A 17,595-nucleotide genomic window follows, 5' to 3' on the forward strand; every position below is an offset into this window, starting at 1 on the left:
AACGCCCCGACCAACGCAACCTGAAAAGAGTTCGGGCACTGAAACGGCCGCCCCGGGGCGCCCGTGTTGCGGGGAGTCGCGGTTAGAGGCCGAGGTTTTTCGCGGCGGTGACCCAGTCGCGGGCGATCGCTTTCTGCGCCGCGGCGAGAGTGACCCTGTGCGAGCACACGGCCCTGTTCAATTTCGTTTCGACGGCGTCTTTGGGGTTGGTGGTCCCCGGGGCGCCCGCACGGTTCGGTTCCGGCCACAGGTTGGAGACAGCGTTGGTGCCGCCGAGCTGGAGCGAGACCAGGTGGTCGTATTCGGTCGAGGCGGCACGGGTCTGGCCGTACTGCGTCAGGCTCCGGACTTTGGCCTTGTTGGTGTCCGAGGCGGGCGCCCGGACCGTCGTGGTGTAGCCGGACTTGCAGATCGTGGATGCCAGGTTGTTCTGCGTGACGGCCGGATCCACCGCGCCCGGGGTGCAGGCCGGATCCGGCAGGAAGAGTCCGGCAGCGGCGTCAATAATGCGGACCTTGCACTGGCCCGGCGCCAGGGTCTCGTCAACGGCCACCTTGTCCGGGGAATGCACCGACTTCACGTCCAGTCCCGCGCCAGCGGCCGTGCCCGCGGACGCCGCAGCGTTGGGGCCCGCCGCGTGGGAGTTCCGAGAGCTCGTGTAGAGGAACCCGGCGATCACCAGGGCGACGACGAATAGTGTGGTGAACAGGGCGACGCGCGAGCGGGAGAAAGTCATGGTCCTCAGGTGTACGGCGGGTTGGGAACGGGTGCCCGATCGGACAACAGGAGAGGACGCCGGAGCCTCCCGTCTACCGTTGTATCCCGCCAGGCTGTCCCGGCGGGCCGCGCCACGCCGGTCAGACAGCCACCTGGCAGCGGCCTGCTACCCCGCGCACTCGATGCAGTAGGAATGGCCGTCCTTTTCGCGAGCGAGCTGGGATCGGTGCCGGACCAGGAAACAGGAGTAACACGTGAACTCGTCTGCGGCCTGGGGAATTACCTGAACGATCAGTTCCTCGGCCACGATCTCCCCGCCGGGGGTCATGGCGTCATCCAGCGCGTCGGATTCGTCCAGCTCGCTGACGACGCTGCGGGCATCCGGGGCGTTGGCGGACTGCAGGGCCTCCAGGGAGCGGTCCTGTGATTCCCTGACGTCGGAACGTACTTCGTCGTAATCGGTTGCCACTGGGTCCTTTTTCTTTTTTGGCGTTCTTGTCTGACGGATTCTTGCCCGACGGAACTGCAACGTACACGACGGCCCCGGCGTTCCCCGGCCGCTCAACTGCGCGGGCGCCCCGCACCCATCTGGCTCAAACTGTGGAGGAGACGAAGGCCATCAGTCCGCCGTCGATGCCGGCACCGGTCTTGTCCATCGACCTCCGCCGTGGGGGTCGCCCCCGATGTTCCGGGCAATGATCGCCCTTCGCCGGCGCCCGTGCGGCCGGATTCTTAGGCCGCGAGCCGCCGGATCCTGGGAGCCGGCGCATCAACCGCGGGCGCCACGATACTGAGCTGGCATTCGGACTGCAGCGGATCGATTGCTGCCGGCAGGTGGTGGGAGGCCGAGCACTCCCGCAGCTGCTCGAGGGCCGCCGGTTCCACCACGGCGTGGCTGACATCCAGCACCAGGTGGAGGCCTTCCTTCAGGTGGTTTGCCCTCTTCACCACCACGTACAGGGCCTGGAGGCTTCTCGCCGTCACATGTCCCTGCGCTGCCACTTCCGCCTGCCCGCAATCGAGGTCAAGCCTGACAAGAACCCGGAGTTTGTGGTTCAAACGATTCCCCTGTTCGTGCATGTACCGCTTGGCCGCGACGCTGCGACCGCCCCCAGCCTAGGCAGGGAGTGTGACGCAGGCAACACTCGGCTTCACATCCGGGAAACCTCGCGTTATCTGCCGCTTTGTTCGGCCCAAGGTGTTGATTGCTGGGCCCGGCATACTGTAAAGGTGGTCGGCGCGGGGCCCGCCACCGCGCCCGCACTTGGGGTCCTTGGGCCCGTGACCGGCAGCGGGCGGCGGTGATACCGTCCGCTCATGGGGAACGCTCCGGAGCCAGCAGCCGCGGCTTCCGCGGCGCCACCGCCCTCGTCGCCGGTCTCATCACCGCCCTCGTCACCGGTCTCATCACACAGAACCGGGCGCCGCCGGACAATCCTGCTCCTGGCTGTGCTGCTTGTCCTTGCCATCGCCGGCTCGGCCGCGGCGTTCCTCCTCACCCGGCCCGCAGCCCCGGGCCCCGCCGAGGTCCCGATCCCCGCCGCCACCCCGGCCGCCGCGCCCTCGACGCCACCCGCCCCCAAGCCCAGCCCCACCCCGACGCCGGAACCACCCGCCGTCGCCCTTAACATCCTGCTGGTCGGGAGCGACAGCAGGGTCAATGAGCGGGCGACGGCGGCCGCCGGCAACGCCTCCGACCAGCGCGGGGATGCCCTCGTGTTTTTGCACCTCCCCGCGGACCGGCAGGGTGTCTACGGCATTTCGATCATGCGCGACCTTTGGGTGGCGATCCCGGGCCATGGCGAGGCGAAGGTCAACTCGGCGCTGGCCCTGGGCGGCCTGCCCCTGATGACCCTGACGGTGGAGGCGCTGCTGGGTGCGCACATCGACCACACCGTGATGCTGGATTTCCAAGGATTCGCGGCCATGACAGACGCGCTCGGCGGCGTCGACGTCCTCGTGAAACAGCCGTTCACCGCCACAGTGGATGACAAGGTGCATTTCCCGGCGGGCGTCAACCGGCTCGACGGGCGGCAGGCCCTGGCTTTTGTCCGCGAGCGCCATGCCTTCGCTGACGGCGACTATCAGAGGGTCCGGAACCAGCAGACTTTCCTGAAGGCCGTGATGGCCAAGATGGCTGCCGAGGGCGGGCTGGAAAACCGCGATACCGTGCGGAAGCTCGTCCGAACGGTCCTGCCGCACGTGACCTTGGACGCAAGCTTCAGCGTGACGTCGCTGGAGGACCTCGCCTTCAGCCTCCGCAAGACGGCCCCCGGACGGGGTGTGTTCTTCACGCTTCCGACCGCCGGCACCGGGACCAGCCTCGACGGCCAGTCGATTGTCCTGCAGGACCCTGCCGCGACAGCCGCGCTCTCCGCCGCGCTGCGTTCCGGAAAGCTCGCGGGCTACGTGGCGGCCAACAAGCTGCAGAACGGGAATTGAGGCGCCGCTCTTCGGTACATTGGGTCCATGACCCAGACTCCCGCGCAGCCGCTCCCGCAGCCTCCCGTCGCCAAGAAGATCCCCGCCCTCCGCACCCACCACGGCGACACGTTCCAGGACAACTACGAATGGCTGCGCGAGAAGGAATCCGCGGAGGTCGTGGACCTGCTCAAAGCGGAGAACGCCTACCAGGAGGCGGTGACCGCACACCAGGAGCCATTGCGCGAGGCCATCTTCCAGGAAATAAAGGGCCGCACCCAGGAGACGGACCTGTCCGTCCCCAACCGCAAGGACGGCTGGTGGTACTACACCCGCTCGGTCGAGGGCAAGGAGTACGGCATCCACTGCCGCGTGCGCGGCCAGGACACCGGGGATCGCGTGGCGGACTGGACTCCCCCGGCGGTCGAGGCCGGCGTCGTGATTCCCGGCGAGGAGGTCCTGCTCGATGGCAACCTCGAGGCGGAAGGGCATCCCTTCTTCGCCGTCGGCGGCGCCGCCACGACCATCGACGGCACCCTCTACGCCTATGCCGTGGACAACGCCGGCGACGAGCGTTTCACGCTGCGCATCAAGGACCTCCGCACCGGCGAACTGCTGCCTGACGTGATCGAGAACGTCTTTTACGGCATCTCCTTCTCCCCCGACGGCAGCCGAATCTTCTACACCGTGGTGGACGATTCGTGGCGGCCCTACCAGGTGAAGTCCCACGTGCTCGGCACGCCCGTCAGCGAGGACGAGGTGATTTATCAGGAGGACGACGTCGCCATGTGGCTCGGTTTTGAGCTCTCCGCCGACCGGCGCCACCTGGTGCTGAGCATCGGCTGCTCCGAGTTCAGCGAAACCCGCCTGCTGCGCTTTGATGACCCCGACGCCGGGTTGCACACCGTGATCTCCCGCGAGGAGCGCATCCTCTATGAAGCCGAGCCGTTCCTGCTGCCGGACGCCTCGGGCCGTGCCCAGGAGCGGATCCTGCTGACCCACAACAAGGACGCCATCAATTCCATGGTCTCGCTCGTGGACCCGGCAGAGCTCGCGAAGCCGCTCGCCGGGCAACACTGGAGCACCGTCGTCGCGCATTCCGACCAGGTCCGGGTCAACGGCGCAGGGGTGACCTCCACCCATGCCGTGGTTTCCGTCCGCAAGGACACCATCGAACGGGTCCAGGTCCTCCCCCTGGCCGGCCTGGGCACCCGGGAACAGGGCGACGCGGTGGAGCCGGCCTTCGACGAGGAGCTGTACACGGCCGGCGTCGCGGGCTCGGACTACGAGGCCCCCGTGATCCGGATGGGCTACACCTCCTACTTCACCCCGTCCCGGGTCTACGACTTCGTCCTCCCCACCGCCGAGCTGCCGGCCGGCGAGCTCCTCCTGCGCAAGGAAAGTCCCGTGCTGGGCGGCTACACGGCGTCGGACTACGTCGCCACCCGCGAGTGGGCGGTGGCCTCCGACGGGACCCGGATTCCGCTCTCCGTCCTCCGGCACGCGTCCGTCCGGCGGGATTCGACGGCGGCCGGTCTGGTGTACGGCTACGGCTCCTACGAGATGAGCATGGACCCGGGTTTCGGCATTCCCCGGCTGTCCCTGCTGGACCGGGGCATCGTGTTCGTGATCGCGCACATTCGCGGCGGCGGCGAGCTGGGCCGGCACTGGTACGACGACGGCAAGAAGCTGCACAAGAAGAACACCTTCACCGACTTCATCGCGGCCACGGACTGGTTCGCCGGCTCCGGCTGGGTGGACCCGGCCCGGATTGCCGCCATGGGCGGCTCCGCGGGCGGCCTGCTCATGGGCGCCGTCGCCAACCTTGCCCCGGAGAAATACGCGGCGATTGTGGCGGCCGTTCCGTTCGTGGACGCGCTGACCACCATCCTGGACCCCGAGCTGCCGCTCTCGGCCCTGGAATGGGAGGAATGGGGAAACCCGATCACCGACCCGGACGTCTACGCCTACATGAAGTCCTACACGCCCTATGAGAACGTCCGCGCCGTGGCCTACCCGAAGATCGCCGCGGTCACCTCGTTCAATGACACGCGGGTGCTCTACGTGGAGCCCGCCAAATGGGTGCAGCGGCTGCGCGAAGTGAACACCGGCAGCGAGCCGATCGTCATGAAGATCGAGATGGAAGGCGGCCACGGCGGCGCCTCGGGCCGGTACGTGCAGTGGCGCGAACGGGCCTGGGACTACGCATTCGTGGCCGACTCCCTCGGCGCCACCGAGCTGCTGCCCGGCGCCGGGCTGAAGTAACCCGCCGGCACGGGTCGTCGAGGTTGGGCGACGCTCCATCCCAGTTGCTGCCCGCCTGAGACAACCCCCGGGCCCGTGAAACCCTTGGATTCCAAGGATTTCCGAGTGGGCCGGAGATGTGCCGGGAAGAAGCAACTGGGCGGGAGCGTCGCCCAGTCGCTCAATCCGTCGCGGGCCATGCGGGCCCGGGTGGTGACGCTTCATCCCAGTTGCTGCCCGCGGGAACCCGTCGTCGAGGTTGGTGACGCTCCATCCCAGTTGCTGGCCGCCGGAGACAACCCCGGGCCCATGAAACCCTTGGATTCCCGGGATTTCCGGGTGGGCCGGAGGTGGGCCGGGAAGAAGCAACTGGGCGGGAGTGCTGCATTCCATTCAGCGATGGCGCGCATGTCCGGCCCGTTCGCCCGTTTGGACGCCGACGAGGACCGTCGGGGAGCAATCCCTGTGGCAACGCGTCCGATCGGGCCGAGTCACCAGAGCTGAACCCGGGCCGAGTCACCAGAGCTGGACCCGGACCGAGCCACCCGGGCCGGCTCCCCCGAAGCCGCCTATTGCCTAATTGGTCATCATGCTTACTATTTACTGGCATGATGGGCACATCGACGTGGAACCCGTCCGCTGGGGGCGGGGCGTCGCAGAGCTTTGACCGGGCACAGGGTGCCGGAGATGGAGTTGGTTGTGAGCGTTGAGCAGGGAATGACCCCGTTGACTGACGATGAGCTGATGGCGCAGGGCGGCACAGCCCTTCCGGACAAGGAAGTGGCGTCGGTCCTGGACCTGAACGCGGACCTGAACCTGGGCATCAGCGCTGCGGCACCGATTGACCTCGGCGTCGCAGCCAACGCGAACGTCGCCGCGCCGATTGACGCCGCCGCGTCCGCAAACGTCCTCTCGTTCGGCTCCGAATCGCAGGCCCTGGCCGATCAGGGAACGCTCATCAACCAAGGCATTACGGGCGACGCCACGGCGCACTCCGTGCAGGACAGCGGCATTGACCAGAGCACGGGCGCTGCCGACGCTGCTCCCGCCTCGACGGACCCGGCCCCGACCGACCCGGCCACCGCCAGCCCGGCGACGACGGATCCTGCGGCGGCCGTTCCGGCGGGCACTACCGACTCCGGGGTTGTCCCCGGTGGCGTGCTGCCGACGGGCACCACGCAGGATCTGGGTGCAGCGGGCGCAGGCGCCGCTGGCGCCCTCAACGGCAACCTTCTGAACGTGAACGTGAACCTGGACGCCAATGCCGGCATCGCAGCGCCCATCAACGGCGCCGTTGCGGCCAACGCCAACGTCGCCGCGCCTATCGACGCGGCCGTCGGTGCGAACATCGGATCGATCGACAGCAACGCGTACGCCGTTGCCCACCAGGAGGCCATCATCAACCAGGACATCCACGGCGATGCCACGTCCTCGGCGGACCAGCAGTCCACCCTGAAGCAGTAGCACCCAGATGAGCACTCTGCACGGAGGGCCGTCCGCCCAGGACGGCCCTCCGGGTTCTTCCGCGCCAGGGGGCGCAGGTCCCGGACGCGGCACACCCGCCGCAGATCCGCCGTCGTCCGCAGATCCGGCATCAGCTGTGGCCCTCATCCAGCAGCCGGTTCCCGTTCTGGCGGAGGGCGTCCAACTCATCGGCGAGACGAAGGGCTCCGGCTACAAAGAGGCTCCGTCTTTGGTGCGCCGTGCGGACGGCCAGACGATCCAGCTCACCCGGCTGCTCTACTTGGTGCTCGAAGCGATCGACGGCCGCCGCGGCCTGGACGCAATTGCCGAGCACGCCAGCAACGGATTCGGAAAACTGGTCAGCGCGGCGAACGTCCAGACCCTTATCACCTCCCAGCTGCTGCCGTTGGGGCTCCTGCAGCTGGCTGACGGCTCCCAACCCGAAGTCAGGAAGGCCAACCCGCTCCTGGGCATGCGCTTCCGGTACTCGGTAACCGATCCGGACCGCACCCGGAAGCTCACCGCACCCTTCGCCCGGCTCTTCAACCCATTGATCGTTGTGGCCGTGACGGCCGCCTTCCTGGCTTCCTGCTGGTGGGTGCTCATGGTCAAAGGCCTCGCCTCGGCCACCCACGAAGCCTTCGCCAACCCGGGGCTGGTGCTGCTGATCCTGGCCGTCACGGTGCTCTCTGCCGGATTCCACGAATTCGGGCACGCCGCCGGGGCCCGCCGCGGCGGCGCAACACCCGGCGCCATGGGCACGGGCCTGTACCTGATGTGGCCCGCCTTCTACACCGACGTCACGGATTCATACCGGCTGGGCCGCGGCGGCCGGATCCGCACCGACCTCGGCGGCCTGTACTTCAACGCGATTGTGGCCGTGGCCATCATGGGCATCTGGTGGGCCACGGGCTATGACGCGCTGCTGCTGGTAGTGGTCACCCAAATCCTGCAGATGGTGCGGCAGCTCATGCCCATGGTCCGCTTCGACGGCTACCACATCCTGGCCGATGCCACGGGCGTCCCGGACCTCTTCCAGCGGATCAAACCCACCCTGCTGGGCCTGCTGCCGTGGCGCCGAACCGGTCCCGAGGCGCAGCTCCTTAAGCCCTGGGCCCGGGCCGTCGTCACAATCTGGGTCCTCGTGACGGTGCCCCTCTTGGTGTTCAGCATGGCCACCATGGTGCTCACCCTGCCGCGCGTGCTGGGGACTGCCTGGGACAACGGCTGGAAACAGCAGGCCATGCTCGCCCACAGCGTCTCCACCGGGGACTTTGCCGACGCCGCCGTGCGGATAGTCGCCCTCGTGTGCATCGTCCTGCCTATCTTGGGCATCTTCTACATCCTGGTGCGCCTGCTCCGCCAGTTCGTCGCCGGACTGTGGACAAGGACCCGGGGCAAGGCCCTCCAGCGGGGTACGGCGGTGGCGGCGATCGCCGCGCTGCTTGCGGGCCTTGCCTGGGCCTGGTGGCCCGGCGCCGAAACCTACCGTCCTGTCCAGTCCTATGAGCGCGGCACGCTGTCCGATGCCACCACCGCCGTCTTCCCGGCATCCTCTGCGGGCCGGATGGCGGAGGGCCAGGCCGGCCGGACCGTCGCCCTGTGGCCCAAGGATGCCAGGAGGCCAACCCGCGAAGATCCCCAGCTGAGCATGGTCCTGGTGCCGCGGTTGTCCGGGGCGGCGGGTCAGGCACGTCCAGCGGGTGCCACGGGTGCCACGGGCGCCGCGCCGGCTGCCCCTTCCTGGGTCTTCCCGTTCGACAAGCCGCCCGCTCCCCAAGAGGGGAATAATCAGGCGCTGGCGGTCAACACCACCAACGGATCGGTGACCTACGACGTTGCCTTCGCGCTGGTCTGGGCCGACGACGGCCAGGACGTCCAGACCCGCAACGAAGCCTACGCATTCGCCAGCTGCGCCGATTGCGCGGCCGTGGCTGTGGGCTTCCAGGTGGTCCTGATCGTGGGCCAGACTGATGTGATCGTCCCAGAGAACCTCTCCGCGGCTGCGAACTACAACTGCGTCCGGTGCCTCACCTACGCCCTGGCGAGCCAGTTGGTCCTCACCCTCGACGGCCCGTTGAGCGCAGAAGGCATGACCAAACTAAATGCGCTGTGGCAGCAGATTGCCGACTTCGGCCGGGACCTGCGCAACGTCCCGCTTTCGGAAATCCAGAATCGTTTGAGCGCCTTCAAGGAGCAGATCGTGGAAGTCATCAAGGCCGACCCAAGCGCGACCAGGAGCGGAACTACCGGCACAGCCCCGACGCCGGGCGCCACCACGCAACCCACCCCGGGGAGCAGCACGGCGCCGTCACCGGGTGGCACGGAACAGGCCCCGCCGAGCGGTGGGACGCCGCCGTCGGGCGCCGCTCCGGGCGGCACGGCTACAGCTCCGGCGCCAGCATCCGCAGAGCCGGCCCAGACTGCCCCGCCTGCCCCGTCCGGGGGTACGGGCACGGAACCGGCCACCGCACCCGCTCCCGCACCCGGAACGGCGTCGCCCGTCCCGACCGCTACCGAGCCTGCCGCGCCCTAAGTGTGGCGCGCGGGCTCGGGTGGTGACGCTCCATCCCAGTTGCTGGCTGCCTGAGACGACCCCGGGCCCGTGCAACCCCTGGATTCCCGGGATTTCCGGGTGGGCCCAGGTGGGCAGGGAAGAAGCAACTGGGCGGGAGCGTCACCCGGGTGCTCAATCCGTCGCGGGCCAGGCGGGCCACGCGGGCCAGGCCTGCTAGGCGGGCTTTCGGGCCTTCCACTCGTCTTCGAGGATGGCGTACACCACCTCGGTGGCCCATTCGCCCTTGTAGTGCCACTTGTCCACCTGGCGCGACTCCAGGCGCATGCCGAGCCGTTCGCAGAGTGCCGCCGAGGCAGTATTCAGGGCATCAAGCTTGGCATCGATGCGGTGGAAGCCCAGATCCTCGAACCCGAGCTTGAGCAGCGCCCGGGCGGCCTCGGTGGCGACGCCGCGTCCCCGGGCCTCCGGCGCCAGGCTCCAGCCGATCTCGGCCTGCCCGCACCCTTCAAGCCACTTGAGCACCACCTCGCCAAGCAGCCCCGGCGAATCCGCGGCCTCGATGGCCAGCGCCACCCAGTCGCCCTCCTTCTCGAATTCGAAGTTGGCATACCGTCCCACTGTCTCCATCGACTGGGACAAGCTCTTGGCCTCGCGGGGCAGGAACCGGGCGGTTTCGGGCAACGAATGGTAGGCGTGGAAGGCTTCGAGGTCAGAGGCTTCGAAGCGGCGCAGCACCAGCTGCTCGGTGCGGAGGGGAAGCTGCGGGAGGGGCTTGGGTTCGGTCATACCTCCAACGCTACCCATCGACTGCTCCGAGGCTGCCGTTTTGGGCCGTCAAAAGGGCACTTACGGAGCAACCGAGGCCCGGGCGACGACGGCGGCCGTCGCCTCCGCGATCGCCCGCTCCTCGTCGGTGGGGACCACCAGGACCGGCAGGGCCGACGTCGCGGTGGAAATGATGCGGGGTTCCTTGGACCGTTCGCGGTTCAGGCCGGCGTCGAGTTCTACGCCGAGGGCACCGAGGCGTTGCGCCACGAGGTTCCGGAACTGGTGCGAGTTCTCGCCGATCCCGGCGGTGAACACGAGGGCCTTCGCGCCGCCGACGGCCACGTGGTACCCGCCGATGTATTTCGCGAGCCGGTAGGACGCCACGGCCAGGGCCATGGCCGCCCTGGTGTCCCCGGCCTCCGCGGCCTCCACCACCGAGCGCATGTCATTGTTTCCGGCCAGGCCCTTGAGCCCGGACTGGCGGTTCAGCATCGAATCCAGGTCCTCGGGAGACCAGCCGGCCCGGCCCAGGAACACGAGGATGGACGGATCGAGGTCGCCAGAGCGGGTGCCCATGACGAGGCCCTCGAGGGGCGTGAAGCCCATGGACGTGTCGATGGACTGGCCGCCGCGGATCGCCGTGACCGAGGCGCCGTTGCCCAGGTGGGCGATGACGGCGTCGAACTCCTCCACCGGAACATCCAGCAGCGCCGCCGCCCGGTGCGAAACGTACTCGTGCGAGGTGCCGTGGAACCCGTAGCGGCGGATCCCGTGGTTCGTGTAGAGCTCGTCCGGCACCGCGTACCGCCAGGCGTGCTCCGGCAGGGTGCGGTGGAAGGCGGTGTCGAACACGGCCACCTGCGGCAACTCGGGCCACCTCTTCGAGATCGCGCGGATGCCCAGGACATTGGCAGGGTTGTGCAGCGGCGCGAGCGGGTTCAGCCGTTCGATGGCCCGGGTGATCTCGTTGTTGACCAGCAGCGGCTCGGCGAAGCGCTCCCCGCCGTGCACCACGCGGTGGCCCACGGCGTCCAGCACCCGGTCCCCCAGGGCCGCGTGAATGGCCGAGTCCACCTGCTCCAGCGCCTCGGCGTGGTCTCGCGGGCCCTCGATCCGGCCGTCGCCCTCCCCGCCGGTACCCATCCCGATTTTCTCGATCAGGCCTTCGGTGAGCACACTGCCGGCCTCGACGTCGCGCACTTGGAACTTGAGCGAGGACGAGCCGGAGTTGATGACGAGCACGAGCATTGAGGCCTCCTAAGCCTTGGCTTCTGCGCTTGCCCCGAAGGGTGCGCCGGAACTGGCTTCACGCCGGAGCCTGGCGGAGCGCTCCGTGGGATCCACTATAAATTGCCGGACTTGCCCGGGCGCCCATCCGTGGCGGAAGCCGCGGCCGGCGTCTGGGAACGGCCGGCTATGCATGGGCGGCCGCGCGTGCCGGCTCGGTGGCGGGTTCCACGGACTGGGCCTGGACGGCGGTGATGGCCACCGTGTTTACGATGTCCTCCACGGTGCAGCCGCGGGAGAGGTCGTTGACCGGCTTGCGGAGCCCCTGCAGGACCGGCCCGACGGCGACCGCCCCCGAGGACTGCTGCACGGCCTTGTAGGTGTTGTTGCCGGTGTTGAGGTCCGGGAAGATGAACACGGTGGCCTGCCCGGCGACGGTTGAGCCGGGCATCTTGGACTGCGCGATCGCCGCATCCACGGCGGCGTCGTACTGGATGGGGCCCTCGACAGCGAGATCCGGGCGGCGGGCCTTCACGGCCTCGGTGGCCTGCCGGACTTTGTCCACCGCCTCGCCGGTGCCGGAGCCGCCGGTGGAGTAGGAGAGCATGGCCACGCGCGGCTCCACGCCGAACTGGGCTGCGGTCTCTGCCGACGCCAGCGCGATGTCCGCCAGCTGTTCCGCGTTCGGGTCCGGATTCACCGCGCAATCGCCGTAGACCAGCACCCGGTCCGGCATCAGCATCAGGAACACCGAAGAGACGATCTTCACGCCGTCGCGGGTCTTGACGAACTCCAGCGCGGGACGGATGGTGTGCGCGGTGGTGTGCGCCGCGCCGGACACCATGCCGTCCACCACGCCCAGCTGGACCATCATGGTGCCGAAGTAGCTGCCGTCCAGCATGACTTCCAGCGCCCGGGCGAGGTCCACGCCCTTGTGCGCCCGCAGCTCCGCGTACTTCTGCGCAAACTGCTGACGCAGCTCCGACGTCGCGGGGTCCACGATGCTCATGCCCGAGAGGTCGATGCCCTGGGTGGAGGCCAGCTCCCGGACATCGGACTCATTGCCCAGGATGGTGAGGTCGCAGACGTCCCGCCGGTGCAGGATCTCGGCGGCACGCAGGATCCGCACATCGTTCCCCTCCGGCAGGACGATGTGCCGGCGCTGCTGCCGGGCCCGCTCAATGAGGTCGTGCAGGAACCGCAGCGGCGTCATCCGTTCAGGCCGCGGCAGGTGCAGCCGCTCCAGCAGCTCGGCCTCGTCCACGCGCTTGGCCCACAGGCCCAGGGCGGAGGCCACTTTGCGGCGGTGCCCGGACCAGATCTCGCTGCGGACCTCGGAGACCCGCTTGGCGGTCACGTAGGTGTCGTCCGGGGCGGCGAAGATCGGGAACGGAGCCTGGGCCAGCAGCGAGTAGATGGTGGGGTCGGGGGCCAGGCCGCCGGTCAGGATCAGCGCGGACGGGACCGGGAACTCGGGCGAGAACGACGACGCCAGGCAGGCGACCAGCACGTCGGCACGGTCGCCGGGCACGATCACCAGAGCGCCGTCGTCGAGCACGTGCAGGAAGTTGGCGACGTTCATGGCCGCCACCTTGACCGAATGCACGTCGCGTTCGAGGTCCGGCAGCCCGGCCACCTGGCCAAGGCCAAGGGCGGAGGCGACCTCGCCGGTGGTGGGCCTCGCGATCGACTCCAGCTCCGGCAGGACGTACACGGGCCGGCCCGAGGCGCCGGGACGCACGGCCGCGGCGATGCCGTCCAGGTCCTCCGGGTCCGCGCGGTTCACCATGATTGCCAGCAGCGTGCAGCGTTCGGCGAGCAGTTCCTTCCGGGCCACCTCGACGGCGTCGGCCGCCTCCGCGACGGTCCGTCCCTTCGCGCCCACGACGGCCACGACGGAGGCGGCGAGGTTGTTCGCGAGGCGGGCGTTGAGGTCGAATTCGACGGCGGCGTCCTGGCCGGTCAGGTCGGTCCCCTCCACAATCACCACATCGCAGTGGCGTGACATCTCGGCGAAGATCTCGACGCACCGGGCGTCGATCTCCGCCCGGTTCCCTTCGGCCAGCAGCCCGCGGACCTCGGCGAATGTCAGGCCGCCGCGGCAGCGCTGGTCATCAAGATCGAACCGGGCCTTCATGAGGGCCACCATCGGGTCCGCCGCGGCGTCGTTGCCGTGAACCACGGGCTTGAAGAAGCCGATGCGGTCCGCATGACGGTGCAGCGTGTCCGCCAGCCCCAGCGCTATGAGCGACTTCCCGGATCCCGGTGTGGTCGCGCTGACGTATATCCCCTTGGCCATGATCCGCCCTTAGGTCGTGTCGTGGTGGTGCTCCGTCCCTCCATACTTTCACTTGTTGCCGCCGTTTCTCCATGCCGCACCCGGAGGCTGGCCGAGCCGAGCACATTCCCCGCGGCTTCCCCGCGGCGGCCCGAGCCCGCCAATCGCCGGTGCGGATCTCCCTTGCCTCGCTCCTTAGCCGTTTGCTCGGGTGCCGGCGGTCACGGAATGTGTCTGGAGGACGGGCGCAGAGGTCGCCTGCTCTTGACAGCGGGCACCGAAATGGGATTACCTAATGAACATTCGGTAAATAAAGCTGGAGGCAATGACGCATGGCTGAACTGACGATTTCCGGTGACATCCACCCCATCCTCAAAGACGATTACGCCTCGGAATGGATGGGCATCGAAGTTGTGGCCTTGGCCGACGGACATGCCACGATCCGCATGACTCTCCGGCAGGAAATGCTTAACGGATTCGGCATGGCCCATGGCGGAATGATCTTCGCCTTCGGCGACACAGCGTTCGCGCTGGCCTGCAATCCGGCCAACCCGAAACCGGGCGAAGCCGGGCCCGGCACAGGCACCATCACCGTGGCCTCCGGCGTCGATATCAACTTCCTCAAGCCGGCCTTCCGCGGCCAGGTGCTGACCGCCGTCGCCAACCGCCGCGCCAGCACCGGGCGCAGCGGCCTCTACGACGTCCAGATCTACGCCGCGGATCCCGTCACGGGCGCGCAGCCGGCCCCCGCCGGCTCGGCGCCCGCTGCCACCATCCCGGGCGAACTCCCCTCCGACATCGCCACCGATGCCCCTACGTGGGAACTCGTCGCCGAGTTCCGCGGCCGCAGCCGCACCATCTCCAAGAAATAGAAACAGGGAACCCCAGATGACCCAAGAAACCGTCGCCTCCACCAGTGATGCTGTCCTGGACCGCGAAGAAACCATCTCCCGCGACGAACTGGAGGCCCTGCAGCTCAGCCGCCTGCAGCACACCGTGGCGTACGCCTACGACCGCGTTCCCCTGTACAAGCGCAAGTTCGACGAGGCCGGCGTCCACCCCACGGACCTTCGCGAACTCTCGGACCTCGGCAAGTTCCCCTTCACCACCAAGGAGGACCTGCGCCTGGAGTACCCCTTCGGCATGTTCGCCGTGCCGCAGCACGAGGTCGCCCGGATCCACGCCAGCTCCGGCACAACCGGCCGCGCCACCGTGGTGGGCTACACCAAGAAGGACCTCGCCGACTGGGCCAAGCTGGTTGCCCGCTCGCTCCGCGCCTCCGGAGTCCGGCCCGGCATGAAGGTCCACAACGCCTACGGCTACGGCCTGTTCACCGGCGGCATGGGCGCCCACGCCGGCGCCGAGGCCCTCGGCTGCACCGTCATCCCGATCTCCGGCGGCCAGACGGAGCGCCAGATTACGCTCATCCAGGACTTCAAGCCCGACGCCATCCTGGCCACCCCCACCTACCTGCTGACCATTGCCGACGCCATGATCAAGCAGGGCATCGACCCGGCCTCCACCTCGCTGAAGTACGCAGTCCTGGGCGCCGAACCGTGGACCGAGGAAATGCGGCACGAGCTCGAGGTGACCATGAACCTCAAGGCCTGCGACATCTACGGACTCTCCGAGGTCATGGGCCCCGGCGTCGCCGGCGAAGCTGTGGAAACCCAGGACGGCAGCCACATCTGGGAGGACCACTTCCGGCCCGAGATCATCGACGCCTTCGACCCCTCAGTGGTCCTGGGCGACGGCGAACCTGGCGAGCTGGTCTTCACCTCGCTCACCAAGGAAGCCCTGCCGATCATCCGGTACCGCACCAAGGACCTCACCCGGCTGCTGCCGGGCACCGCGCGCCCGGCGCACCGCCGCATGGGACGCATCACCGGCCGCAGCGACGACATGATCATCCTGCGCGGCGTGAACCTGTTCCCGTCCCAGATCGAGGAAATCGCCCTGCGCATCCCGGAGCTGAGCCCGCACTTCCAGCTGGAACTCACCCGGCCCGAGGGCCACCGGATGGACCAGATGACCGTCAAGATCGAGCGCCGCGACACCGTCACGATCGAAAGCGGCGCGGCGGCGGCCAAGGTCCTGCAGCAGCAGATCAAGATCCACGTCGGCTCCTCCTGCATGGTCGACGTCGTCGAACCGGGCTCGCTGGAGCGGTCCAACGGCAAACTGCGGCGCATCTACGACATGCGCCCGAAGGGCTGACCCGGCCCGCTTGTTCAGCCACCCGGTCAGCCCCGGCCGGCGGGTCCTTTGCGGCACGCCGGCCGGGGCTGACCGACCGTTCATGAGAAACTAGCGAGTATGCCCACCTCAGAGACCACCACCAAGCGCGGCCGGCCCGGCTATGACCAGCAATCAGTCCTGCTGATCGCCGTCGACGTCTTCAACCGCCACGGCTACGACGCCACTTCCATGGGCATCCTCGCCGAGAACCTGGGCATCTCCAAGTCAGCGATCTACCACCACGTGCCATCCAAGGGCGATCTGCTCAAGCTCGCCCTGGACCACGCACTCGGCGGCCTCGAGGCCATCCTGGACCGGCCCGAGGCACAGACCGGCTCTGCCGACGCCCGGCTGGAGTTCGTGGTCCGGGAGACCATCTCGGTGCTGGTGGAACGGCTGCCGTTCGTGACGCTGCTGCTGCGGCTGCGCGGCAACACGGAGATCGAACGGGACGCGCTGGAACGGCGCCGCACCTTCGACCACAAGGTGGCTGCACTGATTTCCGAGGCCCGGGACGAGGGCACGCTCCGCCAGGACATCGATCCGCGAACGGTTGCCCGGCTGCTGTTCGGCACCATCAACTCGATCGTGGAATGGTACAAGCCCGGCGGCTCGCTGTCGCCTCAAAAGCTTGCCGACGACGTCATCACCATGGCGTTCCACGGCCTCCACGTCCCGCGCTGACCCGGCACGTCCGCACCTTCCGCGGACTCGCCATTGACGCCGTCAGGCTCCGGGGTCACGCTGGGGAAATGGCGACGCGACTATCCAAGGTTCTGCTCGAATCCTTTCCGCAGCTGCGCTACGAACCCACCGCCAAAAGGGTCCGAGCGAGTCTCGCAGGGATCACCGTTGTCGATACCCTGCGCGCCTACCTGGTCTGGGAGCCGCGGCGCATCACCCCGATCTTTGCCGTGCCGGAGCCGGAACTCCGGGCGGAGCTGACCAGGTCCGGCGGCTCGGGGACCGAAGTCCCGGAGCGCGGCGTCAGGCTCTCCGCCGACGCACCGGTCTCGCTCGACCCGCGCACGGGCTTTGGCAGGCACACTACCTCCGGGGAGCAGCTCGACGTCGTGGCAGCAACCGGGGTGGCACCAGGGGCCGCATTCCGTCCCGACGACGCTGATCTTGCCGGCTACATCGTGCTCGATTTCGACGCCTTCGACTGGCTGGAGGATGACGAGGAGATTATCGGCCATCCCCGTGACCCGTTCCACCGGGTGGACATCCGGGCCTCCTCCCTGCGTGTTGAAGTAGCGCTCGACGGCGTTACGATCGCCAGTACGAACAGCGCACAGTTCCTCTATGAGACGCTGCTCCCGGTCCGGTACTACATCCCCCCGCGGGATGTGCGCCTGGACCTGATGGAGGAAAGCCCCAAGCGGACAGTCTGCCCCTACAAAGGCGAGGCCCGCTATTGGACTTATCCGGATTCCGTAAACGGCCGGAACATCGCCTGGAGCTATGACAGGCGCTTCCGGGATGCCGCGCAGATCCACTCCCTGGTGAGCTTTTTCAATGAGCGGGTGGACCTGACCGTGGACGGCGTGCTGCAGCCACGACCCGTGACGCCCTGGTCCCGGCCGGGCTGATCCGGGCTGATTCCGGCTGACCGCGGGCACGGGAACCAGGCCTGGACAGCGCGTCTGGACAACAGAAGGGGCGCCCCGCTGAGCCGGAACGCCGCCCTTCTGTCCACCCTGCTCTGTTCCCCCCGAAT

The 17,595-nt window shown here is 68.2% G+C and carries 14 protein-coding genes; 8 read left to right on the plus strand and 6 right to left on the minus strand.

Annotated elements, in window-relative coordinates:
• Positions 1 to 82 precede the first annotated feature (82 nt).
• From C8D78_RS07005 to C8D78_RS07015, 3 genes are all read right to left on the minus strand, one after another.
• Entirely contained in the window at positions 83 to 736 is a 654-nt protein-coding gene (locus C8D78_RS07005; protein WP_120951442.1) for a hypothetical protein, read from the minus strand.
• Positions 737 to 883: 147 nt separating this feature from the next.
• Complete coding sequence (locus tag C8D78_RS07010) at positions 884 to 1,186, minus strand: DUF4193 domain-containing protein (RefSeq protein ID WP_120951444.1); 303 nt, start codon at positions 1,184 to 1,186, stop codon at positions 884 to 886.
• A 263-nt stretch (positions 1,187 to 1,449) separates the two neighbouring features.
• Positions 1,450 to 1,776, minus strand: coding sequence for a hypothetical protein (locus C8D78_RS07015; RefSeq protein WP_120951446.1), 327 nt, complete (start codon positions 1,774 to 1,776; stop codon positions 1,450 to 1,452).
• A gap of 390 nt (positions 1,777 to 2,166) precedes the next feature.
• Here C8D78_RS07015 and C8D78_RS07020 point away from each other — a divergent pair, with 390 nt between their 5' ends.
• The 4 genes from C8D78_RS07020 (at position 2,167) to C8D78_RS07035 (ending at position 9,382) form a co-directional block, all read left to right on the plus strand.
• Positions 2,167 to 3,159, plus strand: a complete 993-nt coding sequence (locus C8D78_RS07020) for an LCP family protein (RefSeq protein ID WP_244208285.1) — start codon at positions 2,167 to 2,169, stop codon at positions 3,157 to 3,159.
• Positions 3,160 to 3,186: 27 nt separating this feature from the next.
• Complete coding sequence (locus C8D78_RS07025; protein WP_120951448.1) at positions 3,187 to 5,403, plus strand: S9 family peptidase; 2,217 nt, start codon at positions 3,187 to 3,189, stop codon at positions 5,401 to 5,403.
• A gap of 678 nt (positions 5,404 to 6,081) precedes the next feature.
• Complete coding sequence (locus C8D78_RS07030) at positions 6,082 to 6,846, plus strand: peptidoglycan-binding protein (protein WP_341867112.1); 765 nt, start codon at positions 6,082 to 6,084, stop codon at positions 6,844 to 6,846.
• Between the two features lie 7 nt (positions 6,847 to 6,853).
• The gene (locus C8D78_RS07035; RefSeq protein ID WP_120951450.1) at positions 6,854 to 9,382 is read left to right on the plus strand and encodes a hypothetical protein; all 2,529 of its coding nucleotides are present in this window, start codon (positions 6,854 to 6,856) and stop codon (positions 9,380 to 9,382) included.
• A 195-nt stretch (positions 9,383 to 9,577) separates the two neighbouring features.
• Here C8D78_RS07035 and C8D78_RS07040 read toward each other — a convergent pair whose 3' ends face one another.
• The 3 genes from C8D78_RS07040 to pta form a co-directional block, all read right to left on the minus strand.
• Positions 9,578 to 10,150, minus strand: a complete 573-nt coding sequence (locus tag C8D78_RS07040) for a GNAT family N-acetyltransferase (protein ID WP_120951452.1) — start codon at positions 10,148 to 10,150, stop codon at positions 9,578 to 9,580.
• Between the two features lie 60 nt (positions 10,151 to 10,210).
• Positions 10,211 to 11,380 carry an acetate kinase gene (locus tag C8D78_RS07045; protein ID WP_120951454.1) on the minus strand — a complete coding sequence of 390 codons (1,170 nt, stop codon included), beginning with the start codon at positions 11,378 to 11,380 and terminating at the stop codon, positions 10,211 to 10,213.
• A 166-nt stretch (positions 11,381 to 11,546) separates the two neighbouring features.
• Positions 11,547 to 13,658 (minus strand): phosphate acetyltransferase, encoded by a 2,112-nt coding sequence (gene pta, locus C8D78_RS07050; RefSeq protein ID WP_120951456.1) that lies wholly within the window; start codon positions 13,656 to 13,658, stop codon positions 11,547 to 11,549.
• Positions 13,659 to 13,969: 311 nt separating this feature from the next.
• On the opposite strand from pta, the gene C8D78_RS07055 reads away from it, so the two are divergent.
• From C8D78_RS07055 to C8D78_RS07070, 4 genes are all read left to right on the plus strand, one after another.
• Positions 13,970 to 14,509, plus strand: a complete 540-nt coding sequence (locus C8D78_RS07055) for a hotdog fold thioesterase (RefSeq protein ID WP_120951458.1) — start codon at positions 13,970 to 13,972, stop codon at positions 14,507 to 14,509.
• A gap of 16 nt (positions 14,510 to 14,525) precedes the next feature.
• The gene (gene paaK, locus C8D78_RS07060) at positions 14,526 to 15,854 is read left to right on the plus strand and encodes a phenylacetate--CoA ligase PaaK (protein ID WP_120951460.1); all 1,329 of its coding nucleotides are present in this window, start codon (positions 14,526 to 14,528) and stop codon (positions 15,852 to 15,854) included.
• A gap of 99 nt (positions 15,855 to 15,953) precedes the next feature.
• Positions 15,954 to 16,559 (plus strand): TetR/AcrR family transcriptional regulator, encoded by a 606-nt coding sequence (locus C8D78_RS07065; RefSeq protein ID WP_120951462.1) that lies wholly within the window; start codon positions 15,954 to 15,956, stop codon positions 16,557 to 16,559.
• 68 nt (positions 16,560 to 16,627) lie between these two features.
• Complete coding sequence (locus C8D78_RS07070; RefSeq protein WP_120951464.1) at positions 16,628 to 17,467, plus strand: DUF427 domain-containing protein; 840 nt, start codon at positions 16,628 to 16,630, stop codon at positions 17,465 to 17,467.
• The last annotated feature ends 128 nt before the right edge of the window (positions 17,468 to 17,595 follow it).

The organism is Arthrobacter oryzae, assembly GCF_003634095.1.
Taxonomy (GTDB): Bacteria; Actinomycetota; Actinomycetes; order Actinomycetales; family Micrococcaceae; genus Arthrobacter; species Arthrobacter oryzae.

Excerpts from the sequence above, each read along its gene's own strand:
- C8D78_RS07005 (WP_120951442.1), bottom strand. The coding sequence starts at position 736 with ATGACTTTCTCCCGCTCGCGCGTCGCCCTGTTCACCACACTATTCGTC.
- C8D78_RS07025 (WP_120951448.1), top strand. The coding sequence starts at position 3,187 with ATGACCCAGACTCCCGCGCAGCCGCTCCCGCAGCCTCCCGTCGCCAAG.
- C8D78_RS07035 (WP_120951450.1), top strand. The coding sequence starts at position 6,854 with ATGAGCACTCTGCACGGAGGGCCGTCCGCCCAGGACGGCCCTCCGGGT.
- C8D78_RS07040 (WP_120951452.1), bottom strand. The coding sequence starts at position 10,150 with ATGACCGAACCCAAGCCCCTCCCGCAGCTTCCCCTCCGCACCGAGCAG.
- C8D78_RS07045 (WP_120951454.1), bottom strand. The coding sequence starts at position 11,380 with ATGCTCGTGCTCGTCATCAACTCCGGCTCGTCCTCGCTCAAGTTCCAA.
- pta (WP_120951456.1), bottom strand. The coding sequence starts at position 13,658 with ATGGCCAAGGGGATATACGTCAGCGCGACCACACCGGGATCCGGGAAG.
- C8D78_RS07055 (WP_120951458.1), top strand. The coding sequence starts at position 13,970 with ATGGCTGAACTGACGATTTCCGGTGACATCCACCCCATCCTCAAAGAC.
- paaK (WP_120951460.1), top strand. The coding sequence starts at position 14,526 with ATGACCCAAGAAACCGTCGCCTCCACCAGTGATGCTGTCCTGGACCGC.
- C8D78_RS07065 (WP_120951462.1), top strand. The coding sequence starts at position 15,954 with ATGCCCACCTCAGAGACCACCACCAAGCGCGGCCGGCCCGGCTATGAC.
- C8D78_RS07070 (WP_120951464.1), top strand. The coding sequence starts at position 16,628 with ATGGCGACGCGACTATCCAAGGTTCTGCTCGAATCCTTTCCGCAGCTG.